This window comes from Micromonospora sp. NPDC048835 (assembly GCF_040649995.1).
In the GTDB taxonomy this organism is placed as follows: Bacteria; Actinomycetota; Actinomycetes; order Mycobacteriales; family Micromonosporaceae; genus Micromonospora.
The window spans coordinates 35,107-48,999 of sequence record NZ_JBEZGM010000016.1 but is presented as its reverse complement, the minus strand read 5'-3'; the positions used below and the strand labels follow the sequence as shown (position 1 = coordinate 48,999).

General features: G+C 70.4%; 15 protein-coding genes and 1 riboswitch. Of the genes, 7 read left to right on the top strand and 8 right to left on the bottom strand.

Features of this window, described 5'->3' with window-relative positions; genetic code table 11:
- Positions 1-146 precede the first annotated feature (146 nt).
- Positions 147-363: riboswitch (cobalamin riboswitch) on the top strand.
- Positions 364-555: 192 nt separating this feature from the next.
- Positions 556-2,898: a ribonucleoside-diphosphate reductase subunit alpha gene (locus tag AB0C15_RS20190; protein WP_357354226.1), complete on the top strand. Its 2,343-nt coding sequence runs from the start codon at positions 556-558 to the stop codon at positions 2,896-2,898.
- 38 nt (positions 2,899-2,936) lie between these two features.
- On the top strand, positions 2,937-3,932 hold the full coding sequence (locus tag AB0C15_RS20185; RefSeq protein ID WP_357354044.1) for a ribonucleotide-diphosphate reductase subunit beta: 996 nt from the start codon (positions 2,937-2,939) through the stop codon (positions 3,930-3,932).
- On the opposite strand, the gene AB0C15_RS20180 is transcribed toward AB0C15_RS20185, so the two are convergent.
- The gene (locus AB0C15_RS20180; RefSeq protein ID WP_357354042.1) at positions 3,929-4,843 is read right to left on the bottom strand and encodes a MerR family transcriptional regulator; all 915 of its coding nucleotides are present in this window, start codon (positions 4,841-4,843) and stop codon (positions 3,929-3,931) included. The two genes, AB0C15_RS20185 and AB0C15_RS20180, sit on opposite strands and share 4 nt — an antisense overlap.
- A 118-nt stretch (positions 4,844-4,961) precedes the next feature.
- Between AB0C15_RS20180 and eno the strand changes: the two genes are divergently transcribed.
- Positions 4,962-6,227, top strand: coding sequence for a phosphopyruvate hydratase (gene eno / locus AB0C15_RS20175; RefSeq protein WP_357354040.1), 1,266 nt, complete (start codon positions 4,962-4,964; stop codon positions 6,225-6,227).
- Between the two features lie 109 nt (positions 6,228-6,336).
- Here eno and AB0C15_RS20170 read toward each other — a convergent pair whose 3' ends face one another.
- Positions 6,337-6,564, bottom strand: coding sequence for a winged helix-turn-helix domain-containing protein (locus tag AB0C15_RS20170; protein WP_357354038.1), 228 nt, complete (start codon positions 6,562-6,564; stop codon positions 6,337-6,339).
- A gap of 561 nt (positions 6,565-7,125) precedes the next feature.
- On the opposite strand from AB0C15_RS20170, the gene AB0C15_RS20165 reads away from it, so the two are divergent.
- Positions 7,126-7,617: an N-acetyltransferase family protein gene (locus tag AB0C15_RS20165; RefSeq protein WP_357354036.1), complete on the top strand. Its 492-nt coding sequence runs from the start codon at positions 7,126-7,128 to the stop codon at positions 7,615-7,617.
- Between the two features lie 157 nt (positions 7,618-7,774).
- Here AB0C15_RS20165 and AB0C15_RS20160 read toward each other — a convergent pair whose 3' ends face one another.
- From AB0C15_RS20160 to AB0C15_RS20150, 3 genes are all read right to left on the bottom strand, one after another.
- On the bottom strand, positions 7,775-8,119 hold the full coding sequence (locus AB0C15_RS20160; RefSeq protein WP_357354034.1) for a TraR/DksA C4-type zinc finger protein: 345 nt from the start codon (positions 8,117-8,119) through the stop codon (positions 7,775-7,777).
- Between the two features lie 201 nt (positions 8,120-8,320).
- On the bottom strand, positions 8,321-9,268 hold the full coding sequence (locus AB0C15_RS20155; protein ID WP_357354032.1) for an ion transporter: 948 nt from the start codon (positions 9,266-9,268) through the stop codon (positions 8,321-8,323).
- 16 nt (positions 9,269-9,284) lie between these two features.
- A complete protein-coding gene (locus tag AB0C15_RS20150) occupies positions 9,285-10,049 on the bottom strand; it encodes an alpha/beta fold hydrolase (protein ID WP_357354030.1) in 765 nt (254 codons plus the stop codon).
- Between the two features lie 65 nt (positions 10,050-10,114).
- Between AB0C15_RS20150 and AB0C15_RS20145 the strand changes: the two genes are divergently transcribed.
- Positions 10,115-10,813, top strand: a complete 699-nt coding sequence (locus AB0C15_RS20145; RefSeq protein ID WP_357354028.1) for a helix-turn-helix domain-containing protein — start codon at positions 10,115-10,117, stop codon at positions 10,811-10,813.
- Positions 10,814-11,041: 228 nt separating this feature from the next.
- Here AB0C15_RS20145 and AB0C15_RS20140 read toward each other — a convergent pair whose 3' ends face one another.
- On the bottom strand, positions 11,042-11,665 hold the full coding sequence (locus AB0C15_RS20140; RefSeq protein WP_357354224.1) for a GNAT family N-acetyltransferase: 624 nt from the start codon (positions 11,663-11,665) through the stop codon (positions 11,042-11,044).
- On the opposite strand from AB0C15_RS20140, the gene AB0C15_RS20135 reads away from it, so the two are divergent.
- Positions 11,549-11,854: a hypothetical protein gene (locus AB0C15_RS20135; RefSeq protein WP_357354234.1), complete on the top strand. Its 306-nt coding sequence runs from the start codon at positions 11,549-11,551 to the stop codon at positions 11,852-11,854. The two genes, AB0C15_RS20140 and AB0C15_RS20135, sit on opposite strands and share 117 nt — an antisense overlap.
- Positions 11,855-11,863: 9 nt before the next feature.
- On the opposite strand, the gene AB0C15_RS20130 is transcribed toward AB0C15_RS20135, so the two are convergent.
- Positions 11,864-12,721 (bottom strand): SDR family oxidoreductase, encoded by an 858-nt coding sequence (locus AB0C15_RS20130; protein WP_357354026.1) that lies wholly within the window; start codon positions 12,719-12,721, stop codon positions 11,864-11,866.
- A 96-nt stretch (positions 12,722-12,817) separates the two neighbouring features.
- Here AB0C15_RS20130 and AB0C15_RS20125 point away from each other — a divergent pair, with 96 nt between their 5' ends.
- Positions 12,818-13,213 (top strand): helix-turn-helix domain-containing protein, encoded by a 396-nt coding sequence (locus AB0C15_RS20125; protein WP_357354222.1) that lies wholly within the window; start codon positions 12,818-12,820, stop codon positions 13,211-13,213.
- A gap of 35 nt (positions 13,214-13,248) precedes the next feature.
- Here AB0C15_RS20125 and AB0C15_RS20120 read toward each other — a convergent pair whose 3' ends face one another.
- Positions 13,249-13,890, bottom strand: a complete 642-nt coding sequence (locus tag AB0C15_RS20120) for a DUF6624 domain-containing protein (protein WP_357354023.1) — start codon at positions 13,888-13,890, stop codon at positions 13,249-13,251.
- Between the last annotated feature and the right edge of the window lie 3 nt (positions 13,891-13,893).

Genomic DNA, 13,893 nt, shown 5'->3' with positions numbered 1-13,893 from the left:
GACACCCGAAGACGCCGCCTCGTCGCCGCTTCCCGGCGTCGGTCGGCCGCAGTGTGCGTCCCGGGGTTGGTGACGGTGGTCACCGCAACGCTCCCGACACGCCCGAGACCGACATGTGGGGTGTGACAACGGCTGCGTCCCTATATATGGTGTCGAGCGCAGCTGGTTCGGCCGCTCATCCGGTGCGGTCGAGGCAACAGGGAACCCGGTGGAAATCCGGGACTGTCCCGCAGCGGTGAGTGGGAACGACAGCCGTCATCAGCACTGGGCCACGTTCGGCCTGGGAAGCGACGGCCAGTAGGAGACCGGCGAGCCCGGTCGTGCCCGCGAGTCCGAAGACCTGCCAGCGCGCCGCGTACCCGCACCCGGGTGGGCGGCGGTCCGAGGCCGCGTGGGACGGCCGACGCCACCTGACCCACGCCCGCAGCGGCGTGGCGTCCGTCGGTGTCTGTCTCCTCGCGTCCGGGCCACCAGGTCTCGAACTCCGAGGAGCGAGTGGTGACAGTCACCGAGGTAGTCCCGGCCAGCGGCGACGCGACCCTGCGGCGAACGCCGATGCAGGTCCGCAAGCGCGACGGCGGCACCGAACCCGTGGACGTGAACAAGATCGTCCGAGCGGTCGAGCGGTGGGCCGACGACCTGACCGACGTCGACCCGATGCGGGTGGCCACCCGAACCATCAGCGGCCTCTACGACGGCGCGACCACCGCGGAACTGGACCGGCTGTCCATCCAGACGGCGGCCGAGATGATCGGTGAGGAACCGCAGTACTCGCGCCTCGCGGCGCGGCTGCTCGCCGGGTACGTCGACAAGGAGGTGCGTCGACAGGGCATCACCTCGTTCAGCGCGGCGATCCGCGCCGGGCACACCGAGGGTCTGATCGGCGACGACACCGCCGCGTTCGTCGCCGCGCACGCCACGACCCTGGACCACGCCGTCGACCCGGACGCTGACCGCCGGTTCGAGTACTTCGGCCTGCGCACGGTGTACGACCGCTACCTGCTGCGCCACCCCACCAGCCGACTGGTGCTGGAGACCCCGCAGTACTGGCTGCTGCGGGTGGCCTGTGGCCTGTCCCGGACGGCGGACGAGGCGGTCGGCTTCTACCGGCTGATGTCCAGCCTGGCCTACCTGCCCAGCTCACCGACGTTGTTCAACTCCGGCACCCGACACACCCAGATGTCCTCCTGCTATCTGGTCGACTCCCCGCTCGACGAGTTGGACTCGATCTACGCCCGGTACGCCCAGGTCGCCAACCTGTCCAAGTTCGCCGGTGGCATCGGCATCGCGTACTCCCGGGTCCGCTCCCGGGGAGCGCTGATCCGGGGCACGAACGGGCAGTCCAACGGGATCGTGCCGTGGCTGCGCACGCTCGACGCGAGCGTCGCCGCCGTCAACCAGGGCGGCCGGCGCAAGGGCGCGGCCTGCGTCTACCTCGAGCCGTGGCACCCGGACATCGAGGAGTTCCTGCACCTGCGCGACAACACCGGCGAGGACGCCCGGCGCACCCACAACCTCAACCTGGCCAACTGGATCCCGGACGAGTTCATGCGCCGGGTCGAGGCCGACGAGATGTGGTCGCTGTTCGACCCGAGCGAGGTGCCCGAGCTGCCCGACCTGTGGGGGGAGCGGTTCGACGCCGCGTACCGGGAGGCCGAGGCGCAGGGCCGCTACGTGCGGCAGGTCCCGGCGCGGGAGCTGTACGGGAAGATGATGCGGACCCTCGCCCAGACCGGCAACGGGTGGATGACCTTCAAGGACGCGTCGAACCGGCTGTGCAACCAGACCGCCGAGCCGGGCAACGTGGTACACCTGTCGAATCTCTGCACCGAGATCGTCGAGGTGTCGAACGACGCCGAGACCGCCGTGTGCAACCTCGGCTCGGTGAACCTCGCCGCCCATCTCGCCGACGGCGGCATCGACTGGGAGCGGCTGCGCGCCACGGTCCGCACCGCGGTGACCTTCCTGGACCGGGTCATCGACATCAACTACTACCCGACCGCGCAGGCGGCGGCGAGCAACCCCCGCTGGCGGCCCGTCGGGCTCGGGCTGATGGGGTTGCAGGACGTCTTCTTCGCCCTGCGGCTGCCCTTCGACTCGCCGGCCGCCCGGGAACTGTCCACCCGGATCAGCGAGGAGCTGTACCTGACCGCGCTGGAGACCTCCGCCGACCTGGCGCGCGAGTTCGGCGCGCACCCGGCGTACCCGCAGACCCGGGCCGCGCGGGGCCAGCTCCAGCCCGACCTGTGGGGTGTCCAGGGTACGCAGACGGCACGCTGGGCGGCCCTGCGGGAAGAGGTCGCGGCGCACGGCCTGCGTAACTCGCTGCTGGTGGCGGTCGCGCCGACGGCGACCATCGCCTCGATCGCCGGGTGCTACGAGTGCATCGAGCCGCAGGTGTCGAACCTGTTCAAGCGCGAGACGCTGTCCGGGGAGTTCCTCCAGGTCAACACCGCGTTGGTACGCGAGCTGAAGGCCCGGGGGCTGTGGACCGACCGGATCCGGTCGGCGATCAAGCGGGCCGAGGGGTCGGTGCAGGACATCGCCGAACTGCCGGCCGGCGTACGGGAGCTGTTCCGCACCGCGTGGGAGCTGCCGCAGCGGGCGCTGATCGACCTGGCCGCCGCCCGTGCCCCGTTCATCGACCAGTCCCAGTCGCTGAACCTGTTCCTGGCCGCACCGACGATCGGCAAGCTCTCCTCGATGTACCTGTACGCCTGGAAGGCCGGGCTGAAGACCACCTACTACCTGCGCTCACGCCCCGCCACCCGGATCCAGCAGGCCACCGTCAGCGCCGTGGCACCCGCCGCGCCAGTTGCCCTCGCGTCCGTCGCCCTCGACGCGGAGGCGCTCGCCTGCTCGCTGGAGAACCCCGAGTCGTGCGAGGCGTGCCAGTGACCCCCGCCGCCAATACCACCGACACGAGGACCACGCACATGCTGCTCGACCCCGGGATGGACCTCACCCTCCGCCCGATGCGCTACCCGCACTTCTTCGACAGGTTCCGCGACGCGATCCGCAACACCTGGACCGTCGAGGAGGTCGACCTGCACGCCGACCTCACCGACCTGGACAAGCTGTCGCCGGCCGAACGGCACCTGGTCAGCCGCCTGGTGGCGTTCTTCGCCACCGGCGACACCATCGTCGCCAACAACCTGGTGCTCAACCTCTATCAGCACGTCAACAGCCCCGAGGGTCGCCTCTACCTGTCCCGGCAGCTGTTCGAGGAGGCCGTGCACGTCCAGTTCTATCTCAACCTGCTCGACACGTACGTGCCCGACGAGACCGAGCGTTTCGCGGCGTTCGCGGCGATCGAGAACATCCCGTCGATCCGTCGCAAGGCCGAGTTCTGCTTCCGCTGGATCGACTCGCTCGGTGAACTCCGGGAACTGAGGTCCCGCGAGGACCGGCGGACGTTCCTGCTCAACCTGATCTGCTTCGCCGCCTGCATCGAGGGTCTGTTCTTCTACGGTGCGTTCGCGTACGTCTACTTCCTGCGCTCCCGCGGCCTGCTGCACGGCCTCGCCTCCGGCACCAACTGGGTGTTCCGCGACGAGTCCATGCACATGGCGTTCGCGTTCGACGTCGTCGACACCGTCCGCTCCGAGGAGCCGGACCTGTTCGACGACGACCTCGCCGACCAGGTGCGCCAGATGCTCACCGAGGCCGTCGAGTGCGAGGTGCAGTTCGCCGAGGACCTGTTGGGCCACGGTGTGCCCGGCCTGACGCTTACCGACATGCGGGAGTACCTCCAGCACGTCGCCGACCGCCGCCTCGCCCAGCTCGGCATCGCCCCGCACTACGGGTCGAGCAACCCGTTCGCCTTCATGGAGTTGCAGGACGTGCAGGAGCTGTCCAACTTCTTCGAGCGGCGGGTGTCGGCGTACCAGGTGGGGGTGAGCGGCACCGTGGCCTTCGACGACGACTTCTAGGCGGCGGCCGATCCGGGGGCCTGGCGTCGTTTGGTGAGCCACCGCATCACCTCGAGGGGATGCGACGCCGGGTCCGGGATCGGGTGAAAGACGTGTTCGACCGCGCCGTCGGTGACGATCAGGGTCAACCGCTCGTAGAGCGTCATGTCGCCGGCGGTGCGCGTCGGCAGCCCCAACGCCTCGGCCAGGCTCAACCTCGGGTCGGGGATCAGCGGGTAGGGCAGCCGCAGCCGGTGCGCGAGTTCCCGCTGGTACCCGGTCGACTGCGCGGACAGCCCGTACACCCGGGCGGCGCCGGCCGCGCGAAGCTCCGCGTGGTGGTCACGGAACCAGGCGGCCTGCTCGGTGCTGCCCCGGGCGCCGTGTACCTCCAGCAGCCCGTTGGGCAGGTCGACGCCGGGCCGCCCGGTCAGGGGGTAGACGAAGATGACGCTGCGGCCGGCGCCGAGCGCGCCGAGATCGACCGGACGGCCGTCGGTGCCGTAGAACGACAGCGGCGGCAGTGTGACGCCGACAAGCGCGCCCGGGTCACCGCCCTGCGCCGCACCGCCGGGCACGACCTGGGTCGCGGCGGCGTCGAGGCGCGCGTCGAGCGCGTCGCGCTGGGCGCTCAACCTGCCGATCCGTTCCTGGAGGTGGGTGATGGTGCTGCGGTACGTGGCCAGCGCCGCCGCGCACACGTCGGTGTCGTCGGCACCACCGGCGATCGACTCCACGAACGGCCGGGTCTCCTCGACGGTGAGGCCGAGCGCCATCAGCTCGCGGATCTGGGCCACCAGCCGCACCGCTATCGGGTCGTACTCGCGGTAGCCGTTGCTCAACCGTCGGGGCACGACCAGCCCGGCCGACTCGTAGTACCGCAGCGCCCGGACTGTGGTCCCGGTCCGCCGTGCCAACTCACCCACCCGCATCCCGCGACCCTAAACCCGCACCCCGGGGTACGGGTCAACGTGTCGATCGTCGCGGTGCCAGGGCCGCCGTTTCCTGCCAGTCTGGCTGCGAAAAGGCGGCATGAGCAGGGAGTGTGTGATGACGGCAGTCAGTCGGGTGCGGGCGCGGCAGATCCTCGACAGCAGGGGTAACCCGACGGTGGAGGCCGACGTGGTCCTCGCCGACGGGTCGACCGGCCGGGCGGCCGTGCCGTCCGGGGCGTCGACGGGGGCGAACGAGGCGGTCGAGCTGCGTGACGGCGACCGGACGCGTTTTCACGGCAAGGGGGTCAGCGGGGCCGTCGCCGCGGTCAACGGCGAGATCGCCGACGCGGTGCTCGGGCTCGACGCGGAGGACCAGGCCCTGATCGACGAGACGATGATCGACCTCGACGGGTCGAAGGACAAGGGCCGGCTGGGCGCCAACGCGATCCTGGCGGTGTCCCTCGCGACTGCGAAGGCGGCGGCGTCGGCCCACCGGCAACCGCTCTACCGCTACGTCGGTGGCGTCGGCGCCCGCCTGCTGCCGGTGCCGATGATGAACATCATCAACGGCGGGGCGCACGCCGACAACCCGCTCGACTTCCAGGAGTTCATGATCGCGCCGGTCGGAGCGCAGACCTTCGCCGAGGCGGTCCGCATGGGCGCGGAGGTCTTCCACACCCTGAAGGGGTCCCTCGCCGCGGCCGGGCACAACACGAACGTCGGCGACGAGGGCGGCTTCGCGCCCACCTTCACGGATGCCGACGAGGCGCTGCGGTTCGTGCTGCGCGCGATCGAGGACACCGGCTACGAGCCCGGCGCCGACGTGCTGATCTGCCTCGACCCGGCCAGCTCGGAGTTCTTCCAAGACGGCGTCTACGACTACGTCGGCGAGGGACGCCGGCGCACCGTCGCGGAGCACATCGACTACCTGCTCGACCTGGTCTCCCGGTACCCGATCAGCTCGATCGAGGACCCGATGGCCGAGGACGACATCGTCGGCTGGAAGCGGCTGACGGCGGCTGCGGGGGAGCGCGTGCAGTTGGTCGGCGACGACGTCTTCTGCACCGACGTCGACCGGCTGCGCGACGGGATCGACGGGGGGTACGCCAACGCGATCCTGGTCAAGGTCAACCAGATCGGCACCCTCACCGAGACGCTGACGACCGTGGACGCCGCCCACAAGGCCGGGTACCGGGTGGTGATGTCGCACCGGTCCGGCGAGACCGAGGACACCACGATCGCCGACCTGGCGGTGGCCGTCGGATGCGGGCAGATCAAGACCGGCTCGCTGTCGCGCTCCGACCGCACGGCCAAGTACAACCAGCTCATCCGCATAGAAGAGGAACTAGGCGACCGCGCGCTCTACGCTGGTCGTCACTGAGGCCCGTCACCCCTGCCGCGCCGATCTTGCAGTTTCGGTCGTCAAAATGCGTGAGATGCCCTCTACGTCAGGACAGAAACTGCAAGATCGCGGCGAGGGTGGCTCGCTGTCAGCTTTCGGCTTCTGCGACGTAGACACCTTTGCCTGGGTGGCCCTCGACCAACTCGCGATCCTTGAGGATCGTCATGACCCGGTTGATGGTGGAGATGTGTACGCCGTACTGCTCGGCCAGCTCACGGGTGGATGGCAGCTTCTCGCCCGGAGCGAGCTCACCAGACTTGATCTTTCCCGCGATCTCGTTGGCGATGCGCCGGTAGTCCACTCGCTCGATTGACATGGGTCGAACTCCGTAGGTTTCCTGGTTTCGGCAGTCCAATCTGATCACGAGTAGACCTGTTCCAACAAGTTCCAGGAGATGACTTGACCTACTCCTACAAGTAGGAATAAGTTCCTGCTTGGCCGGTTTCCCTGGTTTCGGCAAACTCCCGGGTCCTCGGCCGCACACCCACCTGGGGAGCACGACACATGGTCTCTGCCCCCAGGTGGGGCCCAACGTGGTGATCGCGGGAGGGTGGCGCCGTGCCGATTGATAAACCTGTGAGTCGGGCAGACGAGTTGTTCGCCGCGATGAGGACTCTTGATGCGCACTGGACTCGGGCACTCGACCGGACATGGCGTTCAGGCGGCTGCCTCGAATGCGCGAATCAGGGCACATGCCGTCAGCTCGATTGGTCGTTGGGTGTCGTCGCGGACGCCGCGTCGATCATGTTGCAGAAGTGAAGACGGCGGTTCCCCGAGAAGGGACTCCTCTAGGTTGACACTCACCTGATCTGTGCAGCCGTCTGATCCGACGGGTGTCAGGACGTTCGCCTGGTCTCTTGCGGAAGGGAACCCGCTGATGGTCGACATTGCCGTGCGGCCCATGACCGACGCCGACGCCGACCGGGTCCTGGCGATCTACCAGGCCGGCCTGGACACCGGTGACGCCAGTTTCGAGATCACCGCGCCGAGTTGGGCGGCGTTCGACGCCGGGCGCCTGAGCGCTCACCGCTTCGTGGCGGTTGACAGCGACGGCACCATCCTTGGCTGGGTCGCCGTCTCGCCGACCTCGACCCGCGCGGTCTACGCCGGAGTGGTGGAGCACTCCGTGTACGTCGACCCGGCCGCCCAGGGCCGTGGCGTCGCCCGACTGCTGCTGGACGCGCTGATCACCTCCACCGAGGCCGCCGGCATCTGGACGATCCAGTCCGGGGTCTTCCCGGAGAACACCGCCAGCCTGGCGCTGCACCAGCGGGCCGGGTTCCGGGTCATCGGCGTACGCGAGCGGGTTGGTTGCCACCACGGACGCTGGCGTGACGTGGTCCTGCTGGAACGGCGCAGCCCCGCCTGAGCGCCGGTGAGGTCGTGCCCGGCATGGGCGCGACAACGCCGCCGGATGCCGGGTAGCGGCGGCGGTTCGGCCGGGTCGGGGGCGCGCACCACGAGCCCTCGGCCGTCCTCCCGAGCAGTCGGACGCGACGGTCGGGCGGAGGGGTCAGCCCGTGCCGTCACCGGCGGCTGGCGCAGGTCACACACGTGCGCGCCGCCGGACGGGCGGCGAGGCGCTCGGCGGGGATCGGGCGGCCACAGCCCTCGCACACGCCATAGCTGCCGTCGTCCACCCGTCGCAGAGCGACGTCCAACTCGGCCAGCCGTCGGCGGGTGGCGTCCAGGACGGCGGTGAGCTGCGCGCGTTCGAAGGCGATGGTGCTGCCCTCGGGGTCGTGCTCGTCGTCGGCGTTCGACGACCGGGACGCCTCGAAGAGGCTTCGCAGGTCGCTCTCCAGGGCGACGGCTTGCGCCTCGGTCTGCGCGCGCAGCCGCAGCAGTTCCTCGCGGGGGTGGCTGGTCATGGCAGGTCCACGGTACCGCTATCGGAAGTTACGGGTGTGCAGGGCGGACCACGTCGTCGACAACGGTGCCGAGGGTGGCCGTAGGGTCGGTGGTGGTCTGGGCATTGTCGACACTGGCCGTCATGCCGGTACCCCCTCAGAAGGGCCGATGGGACCGCCACCGACACTATCCGAACGCGAAGACGCAGCGCGAGCGTCGGATCACCGTCTGGTACGGGCGCTGTCCCGGTGAGGGCGGCCGTGCCCGTCCTCCCGGTCGATGCGCAACTCCCGTTCCAACTCGGTGATGACCGCCCGCAGGTCGTCAAGCCGTTGGGTGAGCGCGATGCGGTCCACCTCGTCCGGTACGCCGTCGCCGTCCTCGTCGTACCCGGGAGCCAGTCGCTCGGTCATCTCCAACCGGCGGGCCTCCTCCATCGAGTTCACGATGACCGCGATGAGGATGTTGAGCAGCAGGTTGACGGTGATGACCACGTAGCTGACGTAGTAGAGCAGCGTCCACGGCGAGATCGCCATGCCCTGCTCGATGAGGTCCGGCAGGGTCTCCAGCGACAACAGCACGAACAACGTCAACAGCGATCGTCCGATGTCGCCGTACTCCTCCGGGTACCTGTCGCCGAAGATCAGCCAACCGGCCATGCCGTACACGTAGAGCGTCACCACGGCCAGGGCGAGGAACCCGGTGACGCCCGGCAGGCTGCGCCACAGCGCGGAGACGATGGTCCGCAGACCCGGCGAGAACCGCACCAGGCGGACCATGCGGGCGACCCGCACGACCCGCAGCAACGCCGAGTCACCGTGCAGGCCGGGTACGAAGATCGCCGCGATCACCACGAAGTCGAAGACGTTCCAGCCGTGCCGGAAGAAGTCCTGCGGGCGCCTCCCGTACGCCGCCAGCCGGATGGCGATCTCGACGACGAACACGGCCCGGAAGAACAGCTCCAGCCCGTGCAGCGCGGTGTCGGCGGGGCTCAGGTCGTCGTACGTCTCCAGGCCGAGGACGATGCCGTTGGCGAGGATGACCACGACGATGGCGATCTCGAAGGGGCGGGACCGGGCGAGGCGGGCGCACTGGCTGGCCCAACCCGACCGGTGCCGCGACGGCGGTTCCGGCCCACCTCGCTGGGTGGGCGCGGCGGCGTCACTCACCAGTCGACCGACTCGATCATGCGGCGGTGTGGATGGTGTGTGGGCATGCCCACCAGCCTAGCCAAGATCCATGACGGTGGGCGATCGTGTGACCCCTCAGGAGTGAGCCGCCCGGTGCGGCATCACCGGCGCCGCAGGCCAACAGTACCTCGGCGGAGACGCCGGCCCACCGGCCGGCCGGCCCGTCGTGAGCCAGGATCAGGGCCGACTCGTCCAGGGTCGCCGGCAGCAACTCGCCCATGGTCCGGCCGATCGGCGTGCGCAGGAAGGCGCGCAGCATCGCGACCTGGACGCGCAGCGGGAGCCTCGCCGCCGGCATCTGCGGGTTGATGCCGGCGGTGGTGATGGCGAGGCTGCGGGCGGTGTCGCCGGCCTCTGCCGCCGCCCGGGCCGGCGCGAGCCAGGCCGACGGGAAGCTGCCGTGGATCGAGATCGCGGCGTCGTAGAGGGCGAGTCGGTCGATCGGCAGTCGGAGCGCGGCTTCGAGCGCCAGGAAGCCTCCGGCGCTGTGGCCGATGACGTTGCCGGACGCGGTGTGCGCCAACACGGCGGCGAGGTCGTCGACCTCCTGGTCGGCGGTGTAGGGCACCTGCCTCGGTGGCGCGTCGGCCCGTCCCCGTCGGTTGTAGAGGTGCACGGTGAACCGGTCGGCGAGCGCCGCGGCCAGCCGCCGGTAGACGTCGATGGTCACGCCGCCGCCGTGCACCACGACGATCCCCGGCCCCGTTCCGGTCGAGTGCAGCACGATCGTCGCGCCGTCCCGTGCCCTGACCTGCTCCATCTCGGGCCCACCCGCTCCCCGCCGACAAACAACTGCAAACGACGTTCGCAGTTTTCAGTAGGTCGGTGAACGACGCACCCGCGAGTACCGGCGACGGCGGCCCCGACCCGCAATCGATCTGGAGCAGACCCGGACGCGGCAGCCGCGGCCCCGCCCCGGCGCACAGTCGGGACGCCATCGTGGCGGCCGCCATCGCCCTGGCCGACGCCGAAGGGCTGACGGCGGTGTCGATGCGCGCCGTGGCCGCCGCACTCGGCACCGGTGCCGGATCCCTCTACCGCTACCTGTCGTCGCGCAACGACCTGTTGGACCTGATGACCGACCGGGCCGTGGGGGAGCTGCGCCCGTACCCGCAGTCGGAGGGCGACTGGTTGGAGACGATGGTGCTGCTGGGGCGACGGCAGTTGGCGCTGTTCGCCGCCCATCCGTGGCTGCTCGACGTGATCCACCGGCCGTCCGGCACCGGCCCGGAGAGCCTGGCCTGGTTCGACAACTGCATCCGGGTCCTGGAGCCCGTGCGCTGCTCCGCGACCGCCAAGTTCGAGGCCATCGCGATGATGACCGGCGTGGTGAGCCTCTTCGCCCGCCGGGAAACCGCCGCCGGGGCGTTCAGCGTGGCCGGGGTGGACCTCGCCGCGTACCCGCATCTGCTCGCGGCGTTCGGTCAGCCCGCCGGGCCGGCGCCCCGGGCGGACCTCGTCGAGCGGACCCTGCGCGGTCTGCTGACCGGCTTGCTGACCGTCGAGGCGTCCGAGGTGAGCTGAGCGGATCGGCCGACAGGCGGTGTCCGTCGTTCCCGCGCCACCACGACACCGGCTGGTCTAGGTTCTCGTGGTGAGCGGGACCAGGCCGGCCACGCCAACTGCGAAGAGGTGCGCGATGTCCGACCCTGATCTTGCCGACCTGCGCCAACGGGCCAGCGACGGTGACCGGGACGCGGTCGACCAACTCGTCGAGCTTGCGGGGGAGCGGGGTGACCTCACCGAGCTGCGTCAGCTGGCCGAGGACGGCAACGCCGACGCGGCGGCCCAACTCGTCGAACTCGCCAGCGAACTCGGCGACGTGGACGAGCTGCGGCGTCTCGCCGACCGGGGCGACAAGGACGCCGCCGACCAGCTCGTCGAGTTGGCCGCGGAGCGGGCGGACGTCGGCGAACTTCGCCGGCTCGCCGACGCCGGGAACCGTGACGCGGCCGACGTCCTGGCCGAACTCACCGAGGAGCAGGACGAAGCGGAGTAGCTGGACGGGACGCGCAAGCGCCAGGTGTCAGGTCGCGGTGGTGAGATACCGGCGGTAGCCGAGGGCGGACTGCGCGAACCCGAGGGACGCGTAGAAGCGATGGCGTCGGTACGCGTGGCGTTCGAGACCAGTTGGACCTTGTAGCACCCGGCCGCCGCCGCATCGTCGAGCGCCGCCAGCATGAGGGCTCGCGCGACGCCCCGACGGCGCCAGCCGGCCGCGACCACCACGTTCTCCACCACCATGTACGGACGCGCGCCGTGGGTGAGGTTCGGGGCGACGAGGGTGTCCAGGGTGCCCACGACGGTCTCCCCGGCGACGGCCAGCAGGAGGCGACGGCCAGCCTGCGCGTGCAGGTCACGCCAGGCGCTGGTCAGCCGGGTGGGATCCGGTCGTACGTCGTCGGGGGCGAGTTGCCACAGCAAGTCGAAGACCTGTTCGGGGTCGTCTTCCGGCCCGGCGGCGCGGACGAAGATTCGATCGTCGAGGTGCCTCACCATGCCGCCGACGATACGGTCACCGGCTGGCGGGCGACGGCGACCTCGCGCCGCCGCCCGCTTCGGTGAGGGCCCCGGTCAGACCCGTGCGGCCCGCACGGCATCGCGCAGGGGGGTGCTCGGTCGACCGAGCAGTCGGCTCAGGTCGTCGCTGTCGGTCGCCAGCTCGCCCTCGGCGATGGACACGTCGAGTGCGGCGACGAACCCGGCGGTGCCCGCGTCCAGGCCGACGTTCCGCAGGGCGGAGGCCAGCTCGGCGGCGGACATGTCCTGGTGGACGACAGTGGTGCCGGTCACCTCCGTCACTGCCTCGGCCAGTTCGTCGAAGGTGAATGCGGTGCCGCCCAGTTCGTAGACGGCGTTGCCGTCCTCCTCGCGGGTCAGCGCCGCCACCGCGGCACCCGCGTAGTCCGCCCGGGTCGCGGCGGAGATCTTGCTGCCGCCGGTGGCGCCGAGGATCGTGCCGGACCCCAGGTACTGCGGCAGTTGGTCGGTGTAGTTCTCGGTGTACCAACCGTTGCGCAGCACGGTGTAGGGCAGCCCGGACGTGGCGAGGACCTCCTCGGTGGCCCGGTGCTCCGGAGCGAGGGGATTCGCAGTGGTGTCGGCCTTGAGGATGCTCGTGTAGACGAGACGCTGCACCCCGGCGAGCTTGGCGGCGTCGATGACCGCGGTGTGCTGGGGGACGCGTTGACCGGGGGTGTCGCCGGAGATGAGCAGCAGATGGCGTACGCCGGCCACGGCGCCGGGCAGCGTCGACGGGTCGTCGTAGTCGGCCTTGCGGATCTCGACCCCGCGGGCGGCCAGGTCGGCGGCCTTCTCCGGGCTGCGGACGATGGCGGCGACCTCGGCGGCGGGTACGCCACTGTCCAGCATTTGCTCGATCACCAGTCGGCCCAGTCGGCCGGTGGCGCCGGTGACGGCGTAGGTGGGCATGGGAACCTCCGGACGGTAGTTACAAATTAGCAGGCACTTACGAATCTACAGCGCTAACGGTTGGTTGGCGTGGGATAGGCTGGTGAGGTGAGCGACATGCCGGTCCAGGACCCGGCGGGGCCTACCCAGGAATTCGTGAGCGATGTCTTCGCCCGGGGTTGCACCTCCCGTGCGGCCTTCGAGGACGTCACCTCGAAGTGGGCCTCGCTGGCCCTGTTGGCACTCGGCGAGGGCCGCTACCGGTTCAACGCGCTGCGCCGCCGCATCGACGGGGTCAGTGAGCGGATGCTCTCCCAGACCCTGCAGACCCTCGAACGCGACGGGATGCTCACCCGTGAGGTGCTCACCGCGATCCCGCCGCGCGTCGAATACTCGCTGACCCCGCTCGGCGTCCAGGTCGCCGATCACCTCCGTGGCCTCGCCGATCTGCTGGAGGCCTCGGTGCCCGAGGTGCAGACCGCCCGCGACGGCCATGAGCGCGACCGGGGCTAGCTGTACTGGCCGGGCGCACGGTGGAGGCCGGCAGGTTAGTTGGCGTCCTGCGCGCAGATCGTGGTCATCTCGGCCAGGTAGCTGGCGAGCGTCGGCAGGCCCGCCTCGGCCCGGCGTCGCTCGACACCCGGTTCGTCCCTGATCGGGGTCGCCGGGGCGGGGCCGTCCGCTCCGCAGCGGATCTGTGTGCCGTACACCTGGGGCTCGCCCTTGCCCGTCGCGACCCGGTCCTCCAGGTAGGCCAGGTTGCCCGGCGATGCCTGGCGGGCGGCCACCGCCGCCCGCAGCAGCTCCAACGCCTCCTGTTGGAAGGTCGGATCCTGGTCGGAGTGCTGGGCGATCGCCCAGGCGGCGTTGCCGCCGTCCTCGCCGACGAGCGCGAAGGACGGCCAACCGTGGGCTTGGATGATCTCCTTCAACCGGGCGGTGCGGGCCTGGTCGGACTCGCTCTGCGGCGTGCCCTGGCGGTCGGCCTGGTCGCGCTCCAGCATCGCGACCAGCTCGTCGTGCAGCGCCTTGTCGAACGCGACCGGGGACCGGACGACGGCGGAGGGGGTGGCCGCGGAGGCCGGCGGTGCGCCGCCCGGCGGGTCGTCGCCCGACCCGGGCGAGGTGCCGCAGGCGGCGAGGGTCAGCAGCGCCACCAGCGGCACCGCGAGCGGTGACGGGAGCTTCACGGC

Excerpts from the sequence above, each read along its gene's own strand:
- AB0C15_RS20190 (WP_357354226.1), top strand. The coding sequence starts at position 556 with ATGCAGGTCCGCAAGCGCGACGGCGGCACCGAACCCGTGGACGTGAAC.
- AB0C15_RS20185 (WP_357354044.1), top strand. The coding sequence starts at position 2,937 with ATGCTGCTCGACCCCGGGATGGACCTCACCCTCCGCCCGATGCGCTAC.
- AB0C15_RS20180 (WP_357354042.1), bottom strand. The coding sequence starts at position 4,843 with ATGCGGGTGGGTGAGTTGGCACGGCGGACCGGGACCACAGTCCGGGCG.
- eno (WP_357354040.1), top strand. The coding sequence starts at position 4,962 with ATGACGGCAGTCAGTCGGGTGCGGGCGCGGCAGATCCTCGACAGCAGG.
- AB0C15_RS20170 (WP_357354038.1), bottom strand. The coding sequence starts at position 6,564 with ATGTCAATCGAGCGAGTGGACTACCGGCGCATCGCCAACGAGATCGCG.
- AB0C15_RS20165 (WP_357354036.1), top strand. The coding sequence starts at position 7,126 with ATGGTCGACATTGCCGTGCGGCCCATGACCGACGCCGACGCCGACCGG.
- AB0C15_RS20160 (WP_357354034.1), bottom strand. The coding sequence starts at position 8,119 with ATGACCAGCCACCCCCGCGAGGAACTGCTGCGGCTGCGCGCGCAGACC.
- AB0C15_RS20150 (WP_357354030.1), bottom strand. The coding sequence starts at position 10,049 with ATGGAGCAGGTCAGGGCACGGGACGGCGCGACGATCGTGCTGCACTCG.
- AB0C15_RS20130 (WP_357354026.1), bottom strand. The coding sequence starts at position 12,721 with ATGCCCACCTACGCCGTCACCGGCGCCACCGGCCGACTGGGCCGACTG.
- AB0C15_RS20125 (WP_357354222.1), top strand. The coding sequence starts at position 12,818 with ATGCCGGTCCAGGACCCGGCGGGGCCTACCCAGGAATTCGTGAGCGAT.